11 protein-coding genes and 1 pseudogene are annotated in these 14,352 nt (G+C 48.9%); 5 read left to right on the forward strand and 7 right to left on the reverse strand.

The genetic code is table 11. The annotated features are described in order from the left end of the window. Positions 1–4: 4 nt before the first annotated feature. The 5 genes from sdhA to ACN5NT_RS04405 all read right to left on the reverse strand — a co-directional run bounded on the left by sdhA (position 5) and on the right by ACN5NT_RS04405 (position 7,296). Positions 5–1,747: a succinate dehydrogenase flavoprotein subunit gene (gene sdhA / locus ACN5NT_RS04385; protein WP_419174631.1), complete on the reverse strand. Its 1,743-nt coding sequence runs from the start codon at positions 1,745–1,747 to the stop codon at positions 5–7. Between the two features lie 727 nt (positions 1,748–2,474). After that, positions 2,475–4,196, reverse strand: coding sequence for an ABC transporter permease (locus ACN5NT_RS04390; protein WP_419174632.1), 1,722 nt, complete (start codon positions 4,194–4,196; stop codon positions 2,475–2,477). After that, positions 4,180–5,226, reverse strand: coding sequence for an ABC transporter ATP-binding protein (locus tag ACN5NT_RS04395; RefSeq protein ID WP_419174633.1), 1,047 nt, complete (start codon positions 5,224–5,226; stop codon positions 4,180–4,182). The genes ACN5NT_RS04390 and ACN5NT_RS04395 overlap by 17 nt, the downstream gene beginning before the upstream one ends. Positions 5,227–5,298: 72 nt before the next feature. Continuing rightward, positions 5,299–6,330 carry an extracellular solute-binding protein gene (locus tag ACN5NT_RS04400; RefSeq protein ID WP_419174634.1) on the reverse strand — a complete coding sequence of 344 codons (1,032 nt, stop codon included), beginning with the start codon at positions 6,328–6,330 and terminating at the stop codon, positions 5,299–5,301. 165 nt (positions 6,331–6,495) lie between these two features. Further along, positions 6,496–7,296, reverse strand: a complete 801-nt coding sequence (locus ACN5NT_RS04405) for a TIM barrel protein (protein ID WP_419174635.1) — start codon at positions 7,294–7,296, stop codon at positions 6,496–6,498. Between the two features lie 521 nt (positions 7,297–7,817). Here ACN5NT_RS04405 and ACN5NT_RS04410 point away from each other — a divergent pair. Beyond that, positions 7,818–8,153 carry a hypothetical protein gene (locus ACN5NT_RS04410; RefSeq protein ID WP_419174636.1) on the forward strand — a complete coding sequence of 112 codons (336 nt, stop codon included), beginning with the start codon at positions 7,818–7,820 and terminating at the stop codon, positions 8,151–8,153. 836 nt (positions 8,154–8,989) lie between these two features. Beyond that, positions 8,990–9,262, forward strand: a complete 273-nt coding sequence (locus ACN5NT_RS04415; RefSeq protein WP_136795367.1) for an SHOCT domain-containing protein — start codon at positions 8,990–8,992, stop codon at positions 9,260–9,262. Between the two features lie 147 nt (positions 9,263–9,409). Here ACN5NT_RS04415 and ACN5NT_RS04420 read toward each other — a convergent pair whose 3' ends face one another. After that, complete coding sequence (locus ACN5NT_RS04420) at positions 9,410–9,691, reverse strand: hypothetical protein (protein WP_419174637.1); 282 nt, start codon at positions 9,689–9,691, stop codon at positions 9,410–9,412. Between the two features lie 563 nt (positions 9,692–10,254). Here ACN5NT_RS04420 and ACN5NT_RS04425 point away from each other — a divergent pair. The 3 genes and pseudogenes from ACN5NT_RS04425 (at position 10,255) to trxB (ending at position 11,827) form a co-directional block, all read left to right on the forward strand. Beyond that, entirely contained in the window at positions 10,255–10,452 is a 198-nt protein-coding gene (locus ACN5NT_RS04425; RefSeq protein WP_419174638.1) for a redoxin domain-containing protein, read from the forward strand. Positions 10,453–10,467: 15 nt separating this feature from the next. Next, positions 10,468–10,734: pseudogene (locus tag ACN5NT_RS04430) on the forward strand (redoxin domain-containing protein); the annotation flags it as partial. A 151-nt stretch (positions 10,735–10,885) separates the two neighbouring features. After that, positions 10,886–11,827 carry a thioredoxin-disulfide reductase gene (gene trxB, locus ACN5NT_RS04435; protein ID WP_419174639.1) on the forward strand — a complete coding sequence of 314 codons (942 nt, stop codon included), beginning with the start codon at positions 10,886–10,888 and terminating at the stop codon, positions 11,825–11,827. Positions 11,828–11,902: 75 nt separating this feature from the next. Here the strand turns inward: trxB and lon are convergent, their stop codons facing one another. Next, positions 11,903–14,347, reverse strand: coding sequence for an endopeptidase La (gene lon / locus ACN5NT_RS04440; protein ID WP_136795372.1), 2,445 nt, complete (start codon positions 14,345–14,347; stop codon positions 11,903–11,905). Positions 14,348–14,352: the final 5 nt, after the last annotated feature.

Raw genomic sequence — 14,352 nt, forward strand, 5'->3', positions numbered from 1 at the left:
GACATCAATATGTTCGTGGTTTCGGTTCCCAGATCGAAGTATCCACCTTCTTGTAGTCCATCCGCACTGACTCATTTTCCAGGTAGGCCAGCGAATGTTTCAACCAGTTTTCATCATCCCGCTCGGGGTAATCTTCCCGGCTATGGGCTCCGCGGCTCTCCTGTCTGTCCAGCGCGGCAGCCGCAGTAATGAGTGACAAATCCAGCAGGTTACCCAATTCGATCACCTCGAGTAGATCGGTGTTAAAACTCTTGCTGGAATCCTGGACCCGTACCTGTTGATAACGTTCACGTAATTTCTGGATATCCCTCACCGCTGCCCGCATATCCTTTGCATTGCGATAAATGCCGATATGCTCCATCATGATGGTCTGCATCTGTTCCATGATATGGCCGCCATGGGGTGCGTCCTCAGCTGTCGTTTCTGTCAGGTGACCGATTATCGCCCTGGCAGTATCAGCCGCACTCTCATCCACTTCAACAGCCTCACAATCCTGTACATAATCAGCGATATGCAATCCGGCTCTGCGGCCAAACACCACAAGGTCGAGCAGGCTGTTCGTGCCAAGCCTGTTCGCCCCATGCACCGAAACACAGGCGCATTCACCAGCTGCATAGAGTCCTTTCACCACTGTTCCTTTATTGTCACAGATCACCCTGCCATGCTCATCGGTTGGTATGCCGCCCATGGCGTAATGGGCGGTCGGCAATACCGGGATAGGCTCATCTGCCGGGTCAATACCCAGATATGTTTTGCAGAACTCAGTTATATCCGGCAATTTCTTCATCAAGGTCTCTTTTCCCAGATGGGTTGCGTCAAGGTGTACATAGTCATCTATTTTACCGTCACCCCGAATCCCCTTGCCAGCCCGCACCTCAGTGAGGATGGAACGGGCTACGATATCCCTTGGGGCCAGGTCCAGGAGGGTTGGTGAATACCGTTCCATGAACCGTTCCCCATCACAATTACGCAAGATTCCTCCCTCGCCGCGAACAGCCTCCGAGATAAGAATACCCAGCCCTTTTATTCCCGTCGGGTGAAACTGGAAGAACTCCATATCCTCCAGCGGAATGCCTCGCCTCGCGCAGACCGCAGGCCCGTCTCCGGTATTGGCATAGGCATTGGAAGTTATCTTGAACATCCTGCCAAAGCCACCAGTCGCAAAGAGCACTGCTTTGGCGGCAAAGACATGCAGCTCGCCCGTGGCAAGTTCCACAACCACTACCCCCTGACAGTGGTCGTCTGCCAATATCAGATCAACAACCTGATATTCGTCAAAGAAGGCCACTTCATTTTTTATGCACTGCTGATAGAGGGTCTGCAAAATCATATGCCCGGTCCTGTCCGCTGCGTAGCAGGCTCTGCGCACCGGTCCCTGGCCAAAATTCCTGGTATGCCCGCCGAAGCGGCGCTGGTCTATCCTGCCCTCCGGGGTTCGATTGAATGGCAGGCCACGGTTCTCGAGATCGTAGACAGCCTGCACAGCCTCTTCAGCCAGTGTCTTCGCCGCCTGCTGATCAACAAGATAATCTCCGCCTTTCACTGTATCGAAGGCGTGCCACTCCGGTTTATCCTCCTCAACATTTCCAAGCGCCGCGCTAATACCACCCTGCGCTGCCCCGGTATGACTGCGAACCGGATAGAGCTTCGAAAGCACTGCCGTTTTTGACCTTTTACTCGCTTCAAGAGCTCCATACAGGCCAGCACCTCCTGAGCCAACGATAAGGGTATCAAATTGATGAATCACTGGCACCTCCGGGTTCGTGGGGTTGGTTCGTAGATTTATAGATGCTAAAGGCAAGATTCCACAAGCGGGCTTTCACTGCCGCCACATGTCAGGCATATGTCATATATTAAATCAACTCAACAGCCCATAAACAAGTTGTTTCTCCCCAGCAACGACTGCCAGGTCTGCTATGTTACTGGCTCACATGCAGACCTGGCTGCTTTACATCTTGCCAAGGCTCTGGCAGATGGTCAGTGCCGCAACGCAGCACTTGCCCCCACTAGACTTTTCGCTATTTATTTACGCTTATTCAAACAGTTCCGAGCCAACACTACTCCTGCACCTTCTTCCATACCACTAACTTACAGGATATCGTCAAAATTATAAGGTGTATGATGTCCGGGTTGTTTTTATTTGTGCATGTAAACGAGTGGACTCATTCTGCGAGCACTGACCCCATCCCGATTTCAATGGATACATCCTGGCTGAACTCAAAGCCAGAGGTTTTGATGGTACAATCCTGGGTGATTACAAAGTTCGCCCCCTCGACGGTTATGAATTTCGACCCACTATTCAAAAGCTGCAGCCGGCCTGCTCGGCTTCATCACCTACGAGGAAAATATTGATCGGGTACGATTCTGGGCCCGATTTCCCAAGTTTCTCAAACCTGACATATCTTGATACCCATATGCAGGTGGTTCATGGAAATTCGTATTGACTGCCAGCGAACTTTAAAAGATGAACGGACTTACTCTGGCCTGAGGAATGTACCCAGAAACCTGCCAATGACCCAGACCAGCAAAACTGTGAGCACAATAAGCAGAGAGCCATATGCCATTGCCAAACCGATATTGTATTCAAAAATACCGTTCACCATGGCAATAGAAACCGGTTTGTTTGAGGCATTATAGAGAAACACCGACATGGTATATTCACCAATGCTCCTGATGAATACCAGCAGAAACCCTGCCAAAAGACCAGGTGACAGGACAGGCAGGATAATCTGTGTAAAAGTCTGGAGTCTGTTAGCACCCAGACTTTTTGAGACTTCCAGGTAGGTGTCGTTCAATTTCCCCAATGAGATATTGATGGTCCTGATCATGATGGGCAACGACTTAATCAGGTAGCCAAGTGGCAGCAATACCGAGGAGCCCACCAGGACGGCACTGAAAGAGAACAGTGATGGCTCATTAAAGGCGTTGATAATATTTATAGCAATCGCACTTGCCGGAACGGCCCAGGGCAGGACAGTAAGAATCTCAACCAGCCACTTTATTCTGATTTGAGACCTGACGATTATGTACGAACAGGGCAAAGCGATAATTGCCCCCAGCCCCCCTGCGGCAAGTGCCATTACCACGCTGTTCAGAAATGGCGCCAGTCTTCTCGATCTGGAGAAGATGTCAGCATAATTCTGGAGAGAAAAATCGGTTGGATAATAGCTCACCATCCATGAACCGGATGGCACGAAGGAGATGAGAATAATGGTCACGACAGGTAGCAGGATTGTGGCAATGACTATACCTGCCGACAAAAGCACAAGCAGCCGCACTCCCTGGCTCCTTATCCTGACCGGTTGAATCGGCACCACATTTACCGAAGAGGTGAAACGGGTCCGCCCTTCATAGAACCTGAACACACCAAAGAGAAAAAGGGATATGGCAATCAGGGTGACGACCTGTGTGGCGGCGATATCCATATAGTTGTTCGCTTTTGCCAATAATATCTGGGTAGTCAGAACCTTGAAGCTGCCACCGACAATACTGGGTGCGGTGAACGCCCCAATACCTGTCATAAAGGTCATCGCGCTGGCTGCGATAAGGGCAGGCGCCAGAAATGGAAAAACAACGGTTCCCAGGATTCTGTGCTTTGAAGCGCCCAGACTCCTGGCACTCTCGATAACCGAGATATCGATATGCTTTAAAGCGATTGAGACACTTATATAGAAATAGACGTATTGCGTATAGGCGTGGATAAAGAGAATACCAGGCAACCCGGAGATATTCAGGGGAGGCTCTTCAAGGCCCAGGGCAAATTGAAGGGTTTTGGTGATCAGACCACTCTCACCATACAGCTGGACAAAAGAAAAGACGATGATAATTCCTGGCAACAGCATCGGCAGGAGAAGGAGTTTATCGACTACCGACTTATGGGGAAATTCAAAGAAATGGATAAAAAAGGCAAGCAGTGTGCCGATCACGCCACAGACCAGTACCGTCAAGCCTCCGAGCACAATTGAATTGACAACGGGCACCCTGTACGACTCGTTGGTAAACAGCAGCAGGTACGTTGACACTGAAAAGGTCTGATCCTTTAACAGGCTAACTTCCAGGGTCTTCAGGATTGGAAAGAGAATATAGCCGATAAGAAAGAATAACAGAGCGGCAATTCCGGCAATTTTCAAGAGTGACAGGCAGCTGCCTGTCTCGCTAAGCGGTCTGAATGTACTGAGTTTACTGCTGAAGCTCATGGATACTGCCGTTGGTAAAAGTGATGGTCACTTCATCTCCGGGCTCGAATGCCCCAGTAGACAAAGTGGTATTCAGGGCACTTGTTTTAAAACGAATTCCCCCGGAAACAATCGAGTAATCAGTAGATATTCCGTTAAATTCCCTAAACTCAATCCTCCCGATCAAGCCGTGGTCAGTGGAGCCTGCCGCAGAATGAGATATGTTGATATCCTGAGGACGGATAGAAATATAGCGGGTATCCGGCTTCAGGTCAGCATTGAGCCTGATACGATTTTCCATATACCAGTACCCGTCTTTCCTGTTCACTTCCAACAGGTTGGTATCTCCTACGAAACCTGCGACAAACGAAGTAGCCGGCCTGGAATAAATGCCCTCTGGAGTGTCGACCTGAACGCACCTGCCATGGTCAAAGACTGCTATGCGATCCGACATGGTCAGTGCTTCCCTTTGGTCGTGGGTTACGAAAATAGTTGTTATACCAAGTTTCTTTTGCAACAGTTTCAGCTCATTTCTCATTCTGTCCCGTAACCTGGCATCAAGGTTCGACAACGGCTCATCGAGCAACAGCACCCTGGGCTCAACAACAAGTGAACGTGCCAGCGCGACACGCTGTTGTTCTCCGCCGGACAATTCATTGACTTTGCGATTTTCAAGTCCGCCAAGACCTATCATTTCAAGTTGATATCGAAGTTTTTCCCGTATCTCCGCAGCTGCCCTTTTCTGAACCTTGAGACCATATTCAATGTTCTGGCGAACTGTCATAAACGGGAACAGAGCGTAATTCTGAAAGACCATGCCGATCTTGCGCTTTTCGGCATCAAGTGAGGTCACCTCCTGATCCGCCAGATGGATGGTTCCTTCATCTGGAAAGATGAACCCGGCAATAAGTCTCAAGATCGTCGTTTTGCCACAACCGGACGGGCCGAGAAATGTGAAAAATTCCCCATCCTTTACTGTCAGATTAATATCTGAACAGGCGAGATCACCGTTATACGATTTACAAATATTTTTTAGAACAATGCTTCCCACGCAACACCATAATGTCCAATTTCGAGGCAGACGAACATCAGAGGTGATGCTCATCTGCCCGAAATAAAGATTCTATTTTTTATCTTTGCCGTTGGCCTTTACTTCCGTATCCCATTTCTGCATCCAGGCTGATTGCTTTGCAGCAAGATCCTGCCAATCCACGTCCATCACCTTGAAGGTTGTCTCAGACATCCACACCGGAGAATCGGCAAGAGCATCGGGATGAGTTGGCAATCTGTTGAATTGATTTGCGAGCAAGGCCTGTGTTTTCGCACTGCCGGCAAACTCGATAAACGCTCTGGCTGCCTGGGGATGTTTTGCGCCCTTGATCAATGCTATACCATCAGTGATTACCGGCGAGCCACTTTCGGCATCGATCACCTCAAGCGGCATATTGTTATTTTCCCTGTTGTCTATGATGGAATTAAGTACCATAAAACTGACCGCAGCTTCCTGTCTGCCTACGGCCTGGAACAACAGTGAGCCGCTTCCGTAATACTGTTTGGTGTTCGCATCTACAGCTTTCAGAAATTCCCAGCCATCATCGAGCTGCCCATCTTTTTCGAACTGCTGCAAAAGTGCAGAATAGGTTGCGCGCGCCGATGATGAAAGTGCATTTCTGAAGACAAGTTTCCCTTGATACTGCGGTTTGCTTAAATCACTCCAATCCTTCGGCGCTTCTTCCGCCGACAGCATTTTATTATTATAAAACATCAATACCGGCGTCTGAATGGTCCCGAACCAGGTTGCGTCGCTGTCTCTGAAAAGCGGGTCGATCGTGCTGGCCCAGCCGGGCTTAAAGGGCTCAAAAAGATCTTCCTTTTTCAGTTCAAGATATACAGACGAAGATCCTCCGTACATGACATCCGCCTGAGGGTTCGCCTTCTCCGCCCTGACTCTGTCTGCAAGCGCACCTTTCAGATTGATAAAATCGACCTGTACTCCGGTTTCTTCGGTGAACGCATCGGCAACCACTTCAAGCAGGGATTCGCTGTGTGTTGAATAGACTGTTATTTTCTTCTCAAGCTCTGCAGATGCAGTAGCGGTCAATAACGCAGTTGTTAAAGTAAATGCGGCAAGAGTGCCCAGTAATTTTTTCCCCATGAGTATCTCCTTAATTTAAGTAGAGCGGATAGAACAGTGCCCAGTATCTTTCGAACAATTGTTGTGTATTACCAAATCAGATACGCGTGCGACTCAGGACTCTGCCGATAGCAGCGTATTCCGACAGACACCTGGCGCACATGATAGTTGCTGCTATCTAAAGCTTTAGTTTTTCAGGTAAGGACTGTTGAGCAAATAGTGATCCATGACAAGACTCCGGGTCGTCTCTACCTCTTCCGGGGAATCAAGTTCAATGGTCCACCAACGGCAATCGGTCTCAAGCAATCTGTCTACAATGTCACCGAGAATGGTCATATCCTGAGGTGCATGATGGGTATCAGTTTCCGACTCATACAGATGTACCTCCTGGAGATTTCCCTCAAACATTCCGACAATATCCAGAACTGAAAAATCACCATTTCGCACTCCCTCGCAGGAAACGGCATGACCAACGTCCAATGTAATTCCGGCCCCGCTCCGCCGGGACCAGTCTACTACAGTTTCAGGATCACTGGTTACTCCATGCTTGAGGTTTTCCAAGGCCACGGAGATGCCGAGATTAGAAGCATGCTCGACAATTCTGGCAAGGTTTGAAACCGCCCGCTCCTGGTCAATTGTTTTTTCTGGTGTCAAACCAATATGAACCGTAACATGCTGTTCCCCGATTCCCTTAATCGCCTCAAGATGACTCAGGTGAAGCTTTGTTGCCCGTTCCGCCAGGTGCTGGTCCCTGTCAGCAATCTCGTACTGCGGGAAATAGGCATGATGCCGTATGGCTACTCCTTTTCTCAGGTAGGGAGCAACATGGTGAGGGATAGCGCTTAAATCGGAGGGATTCGGACTATATTCCATGGCAAAATCATGGGCCGTTATCCACTCTGGCTTTCTCGGAAAAGAGTGAAAATGAGCGGAAACCGCCAATACAACATCATGCAGATTACCATTCAACAAAGTCGCGTGAGACATAATCTATTATAGGGTCAGGGTGGCCCTGCGTTAGGGCAAAAAGTATGCGTGAACAAAAAATAATACAATTCACAGTAAACATCGGCAAAACGCTTAGAATAGTTACAGCAATTCCCCCGATGAGTCAAATCGACAATACCTATCGATCCAAGCCTAACTATCGCAAGCACTAATAGTGACTGCTCAAAAAGTGCAGAGTGGGGTCGGACCAAGGACAGAGTGGGGTCGGGCCACAATAACACCCTGATACAGCGTCTTTCTATCTTGAAAGAACATCGTGATTCAGTTTAATATTTCGATTTTCTGGGGAAAAAATCAAGATATTGAACTTCTTACGACGAGACAAATAATGGCAAGAGACAAAAGGCACTATCTACCTGGGCAGGTGTGGCACATCACGCTCACCATACCTGGATGACACCCTGGGTGTGCGTGGTAAGTAGAGGGCTATTCTATTCTCTTCGCGCGGCTGTAACGGTAACTGCTCTTTCTGTTACACACCCTGAGCCTCTGATCGGACCATGCAATTCCACTCGATGGAACGGGTGGTCGAAGAAATGCGCTATCTGAAGAAAAAAAGGCCTGATGATTTCTGGTTCACCGATCCCAACTTCGCCAGCTCAAAGAAGTGGCTTGAACAAATCTGCAACGGGATTAGCAACGGAGTACATGATATCCGCTTCTGGTGCCAGGGTCGCTATAATCTGCTTGATAAAGATCTTATCAGGCTGCTCAAGTGTGCTGGTGCCCACACCATAGCTTTCGGACTTGAGTCGTCAGACATATGTACCCAAAAAAAACTAAAGAAAAGCGTCAACCCGGATAAACTCGCAGCGAGCTGGCGTGACGCCTCGTAGACGGAAACACCACCTCCAACAACTAATTTTACGGCTTCGATTCGGAACTCTTTTGAGCATCGGCCGTTGATTCGCCTGGTCATTGGGACACCTCTATGGCGTTGTTTTCTTGACATTGGTGTCCATTTTATTCAACTTACCCCATACAACATTAGGAAAAAGGGCAGTCCTGTTCCGCATGGGGCTATCGGGAAACGAAAAATCGAAGAATCCGCTCGAGGAGGGTTGAGGGTATTTCAAATATTGCAGTCAGAGTCCCACGAGACTCGATCTTGTTTGTACTTCCAATCTTGAAGTCAGAAGCGAATTTTGTTTTGCACGATGGACATGCCATAAGCACTCCCCCTATGCGTTTAGGGAAGCGCAGCTGCTGGTCACATTTAGGGCAAGTTTTTACGATATATTCAGACATGAACAAAATATAACTGTTTTGTAAAAATATTGCCAATCTGAGAGACCATTGGCATCCTCCCTTCATAGAAGCGACATACTATCTGCATCCATCCTGGAATGGAGCAACTATTCGAAGTGATTTTTGTCGAAGAACCTACTTGTTGAGTCAGAAACCAACAGGAAGAACCTTAACATGAAAGGTATTACTGGCTGTTAAAATTGCCTATACCACCTTAATCATACCCCAATTCTGTTCTATATACCTGGGCCAACTCTCTATTGCGATTAGAACGTCTCAAAATCGTCTACGGTCGCAGGATAAAAAGGAACTTCACAAAACTGCTAGTGCAAACATAGCACATAGTGGTACAGTAACTATAGTTTTTAACTAATTGCTTATACATCTAAGCATTTACTGCCATCTTATCGTACAAGGAGTCATCATGTGGGGAGCTAACGCAACTGAATGGGGAAACTATTTTTGCAGTTGGGGACCATCTTGGGGCCACGGCCCATGGTTTATGGGTTGGTTATTTCCTCTCCTCTTCTGGGGCTTGATTGCCTATCTGGCAGTTAGCATTATCAGGGGTTTATTTTCCAGCACTCGTTCAAAACAAAATGATAACGCACTTGAAATTTTGAGAAATCGTTTTGCTGCTGGCGAGATAGACGAAAAGGAATATAACGCTCAAAAGGCTGTTTTGAGCAGAAGTTAATTATTTTTGGCATGAACGGAGCATTTTACCCTCCTACTGTGAGTTTACAGGCCCGAGAGGTGAGTGCCAGATTAAGGCTGCTCCTGTTGTTTCAGAGGGCAAGGAGGTACAATAGTACCTGCTCCCTGGGATATGCTCCTTTTGCCATCAGCCGTTTTTGGCATGCAGCAGCCGTAGCAGTTCCTTTTCCAAAGACAGCCACTGGGCCTCTTCTGTTATTTTCCCACTCTCGACTGCCGCCAGGCACTTGGTCAGCAGGAGTTTGATTTCTTTGAAGTAGGCCAGTTTGGCCTTGTTGATATTCATGCTGTGACAACGTTCTGCAAGGGCAGCTATCAGTTCTTTCTTAGGTTCAGATATGCCTGAGCCCGTGAGTCTTGAGTTCAAGTTGTCTATTTTTTCAATGGTGTTTTCCTTAGGTTTACCCATAGCTTTTTTCCTGCATCTGAATCGTCAGTTCCTTCGAAAGAAATAAGCCGGTGGAAATTACGGCGACATAAAACCAAACTGGCCAGAGTAAAATCAAATTCAAACAACTCGATTCCCACTCCTACCCTATTTATCTCTGACCCTTATTCAGCTGTAGACAGAATAACTGCAGCAAAGCCATTTCATGGCATGGCTTTAGCAACGACTGACATGATCAAAAACCATGGAACTTGTCAATACGTACTAAGGGTTATCATAGCTGGCTCAGCAGTGAAGACATATAGTTGTCATGCCTATGGCAGCATGAGGCAGGTGTTCTCAGGTAGGACTGTTGATTCTTGGACAGTACCAAGCACCCAAATTCACACCAATATCCACACCGAACTCATCCCCCCATTGCACAATCAAACTCAATACCATGCCCAACTTTACCCAATTGACACATCATCAGTTCATCCCTAGCCTCTAACAAGAGCCAACTGCAGCCGAATATCTGCGCTTACGCTTTACGCACCACTGTCGATTGCATCCTGTTTCACGAAGCCAATAAAGAGGAGGTACATATGAAAAAGCTAGCTCTTGGACTACTTACAATTGCACTTTTTGTTGGATTTTCAACTGCTACCATCAAAGCAGCCGACATTGGCGATACGGCTGCCGATTTTACCGCACAGTCCACCATGGGGGAGATAACCCTTTCCGGGTTTGCCGGAAAAAATGTGGTACTCGCCTTTTACTACGCAGCGTTTACCCCCGTCTGAAGCAATGAACTTCTTGCTTTCCAGCGTGATCTGGAACAATTCACCTCACTGAACAGCGTTATAGTGGGAGTCAGTCCCGACAGCCTTGAAGATCTGGAACGTTTCAAAGATGAGAACAACATAGGTTTTGCCATGATCAGCGACCCTGACAAAACGGTTCAACGGATGTATGAATCAGGCCGCGTCACCTATGTAATCGATGCTCAAGGTATCATTCGCCATCGCCAGGAAGGAGTGCCTGACAACCAAAAAATATTGGAGGCGTTGCGATCCCTTCAATAATCCATAACAATTTATAGCTCATTTGATCTATACTGAAAGTTAATACCGCACGTTATCGTAATCAGAACAAGATGGTGCCAACAGATGAGGTTCAGGTTACAGACCAGACGACACCACGAACACCCCGGAGTTATCAGCACAGGAGACCGTAATGGCAGAATTTATCCATAAGACCCTTATCGTGGGGTCAGGCCCCGCTGGGTACACAGCGGCCATCTACGCCTCCAGGGCAAACCTGAAACCGGTACTCTTTACCGGTCGTGAACCGGGCGGGCAGCTGATCACCACCACCGAGGTTGAAAATTTCCCCGGTTACCCGCAGGGAACTGATGGGGCAACGATGATGGAAGATTTTCGCATGCAGGCAGAGCGTTTTGGCACCGAAGTCATCTACTCCTCCATCACCAGAGTTGATTTTGCCACCGGTCAAGGCTACCACTCCATCTGGACGGAAAGTGATGAAGAGTATCACACTCATACCGTGATCATTGCCACCGGTGCCGGGGCCAACTACCTGGGACTGGAGTCTGAACAGCGATTAATAAGCAAAGGAGTCAGTGCCTGTGCTGTATGTGACGGTTTTTTCTTCAAGAACCTGGTGGTGGGTGTGGTCGGTGGTGGAGATACTGCCTGTGAAGATGCCACCTATCTCGCCAAACTCTGCCCGACAGTGCATCTCTTTGTTCGCCGGGATGAACTGAGGGCTTCAAAAATCATGCAGCAACGGCTGTTTGCCACCGAAAACGTGCACATTCACTGGAACACGGAGGTCGAGGAAGTGCTCGGCCATAACGCCGTCACCGGGGTACGGCTAATCAACAACAGGACCAATCATACTTCGGTGATGGAACTCGCCGGCCTGTTCGTAGCCATTGGCCACACACCAAGAACCGAGCTGTTCAAGGCATACCTGCAAACAGATGACACCGGATATATCATCACCCAGCCAGGGACATCCCGAACCGATGTGGCAGGTGTCTTTGCCTGCGGAGATGCCATGGACAGAGTCTACCGTCAGGCGGTTACCGCCGCAGGAACCGGCTGCTGCGCCGCCCTTGATGCCGAACGCTATCTGGTAAGGAATAATCTCTGAAAGACAGAACGTGAGGTGAGAGGTGTGAGGAGCGCGTTAATCGCGACTCCTCACGCCTTGATCCTGACTGGTAGCTCAAGGAAAGCACACCTTCAGCACTTCATCAAAAGTCGCCACGAAATGCGGGGTAATGCCTTCCTTGATATGATCAGGAAGCAATTCAAAATCCCCCTCATTTTCCTTGGGCAGCAACACCTGTTTGACGTTGGAGCGCTTGGCTGCGATAATTTTTTCTTTTACTCCGCCAATTGGCATAACCAGACCGCTCAGGGTCAGCTCACCGGTCATTGCAGTGTCCTTTAAAATCGGTTTGTTCACCGCCAGAGAGTAAAGCGAGCAGGCCATGGTAATACCCGCCGATGGACCATCTTTCGGAGTGGCGCCCGCCGGTACGTGGAGGTGGATGAAGCTCTTTTTAAAAAACTCCGTTGCTTTTTCATCCTTTTCCAGCATTGAACGCACATAGCTGTACGCGATCTCAGATGATTCCACCATCACCTTGCCAAGCTGGCCCGTCTGCTTGAAGCCAGGATTACCGGTAGGAATCGGGATTGATTCGATGTAAAGCGTTGCACCCCCCATCGAAGTATAGGCCAGGCCGCGAATCACGCCGACCCGTGGCTTCTTGAATGCCTGGCCCTCGGTAAACATGCGCTTGCCCAGCAGATCTACCAGTTCACTTTTTTGAATTTTTACCACCTCGTCCGGATTCTTGACGATTCTGGTGACGGCCTTGCGAATAATTTTCTTGATACAATTCTCAAGACCGCGGACGCCAGCTTCCCTCGCCCAGCCGTCGGCAATACCCGTAAGTACAGCCCGGGAAATCTTTACCTGCTTGGAGGTAATCCCATGCTGCTTGAGCTGCTTGGGCAGCAGATGCCGGGCACCGATTTCCACTTTCTCCTTCAGGATGTATCCCGGCAGCTGAATTAACTCCATACGATCGAGAAGCGGCCCGGGAATAGTCTCCAACTGATTCGCAGTACAGATAAAGAGCACTTTCGAGAGGTCAAAACGCACATCAAGATAATGATCGAGGAAATCCTTGTTCTGTTCAGGGTCGAGCACTTCAAGAAGGGCAGAAGCAGGATCGCCTCGGAAACTTGCCCCGATTTTATCGATCTCATCGAGCATGATGAGCGGATTCGAGGTCTTGCAGGTCTTGATGGCCTGAATAAATTTACCCGGCATGGCACCTATATAGGTCCGCCTGTGGCCTTTGATCTCAGCCTCATCACGCATACCGCCTAAAGAGAAGCGATAGAACTCACGCCCCAGACTTTTAGCGATTGACTGACCGATGGAAGTTTTACCGACTCCCGGAGGGCCGGAGAGCAGAATAATCGAACCGCTGAGATCGCCTTTGACGATACCGACGTTGATCAGTTCCAGGATACGCTCCTTGACATCTTCGAGTCCGTAGTGATCCCGGTCGAGGATCTTCGCCGCCTTTATTGGGTCGTAATTATCCTCTGTGTAGACTCCCCACGGCAAAACGGTGAGCCAGTCGAGGTAGGCACGACTGACATTGAACTCGGCGGATGAAGGGCCGAGCAACCTGAGCTTGTCGATCTCTTCCTTTATCTTGTCGAGCGCTTCCGTGCTTGGACGCAGTTTTTTCAGCCGCTGCTCATACTTCTCAATTTCAGCCTGGGTATCATCCTTGGCTATACCCAGTTCCTTTTTGATCTCCTGCAGTTGCTGTTTGAGGAAAAACTCGCGCTGCTGCTTGGAGAGTTGCTCTTCTATACGCTTGGAGATCTGCGCTTTCAGCTTGGAGATCTCCAGCTCTTTTTTCAACAGTACCAGGGAAGCTTCGATACGCTTGCGTACATCTTCAAGCTCGAGAATCTTCTGGATATCAGCACCGGAAGAAGTAGTCATGGAGGCGGAAAAGTCTGCCAATGCGCTGGGGTCGCTCAGGTTAATCCGCTCAATGAGCAACGACAAACCTTCCTTGAACAAGGGGTTGAGCGCGACCAGCTCTTTTATACAATCGATAATAGCGACAGAGTACGCCTTCAGTTCCTCTGTGTTGTCAATCTGCTCCTCAGGGAGATAATTGACATCGGCATAAAAAACGGTTTCTTTGCGGTAGAGGTTCAGCACCTCAAAACGCTCAAGCGCCTGCGCCATCAGCGTCAGAGGTTCACCAGGCTCCCTGGGCGGGGTTGCCTGAACCACGCGCACCACCACGCCAACATTGAAGAACTCCTCCGGATTTTCCGGGCGCCTCGGCATGGCATCTTCGGTCGGCCTGGTAAGCAGCAGACCGAGATACATCGGGGTGGACTTTTCGCCGACATCGAGCAACGCCCGCTGGACCTTTGGATCATCGACAATAATTGGCCCCATCATCTTCGGAAACATGGGCCGATCGTGAAGGGGAATAATCAGCAGTTTTTCCGGAAGCAGATCCTTCGAGACAACGAGGGACTTGTCGTTATTTTCTTCAACATTCTCTTCTTCAAGTGAATCAAATTCTTCGGGTGTTAATACAGTTGGTTTTTCAGCCATGTAGT

The sequence above is a fragment of the Desulfosediminicola sp. genome (assembly GCF_048381775.1).
GTDB lineage: Bacteria > Desulfobacterota > Desulfobulbia > Desulfobulbales > Desulfocapsaceae > Desulfopila > Desulfopila ganghwensis.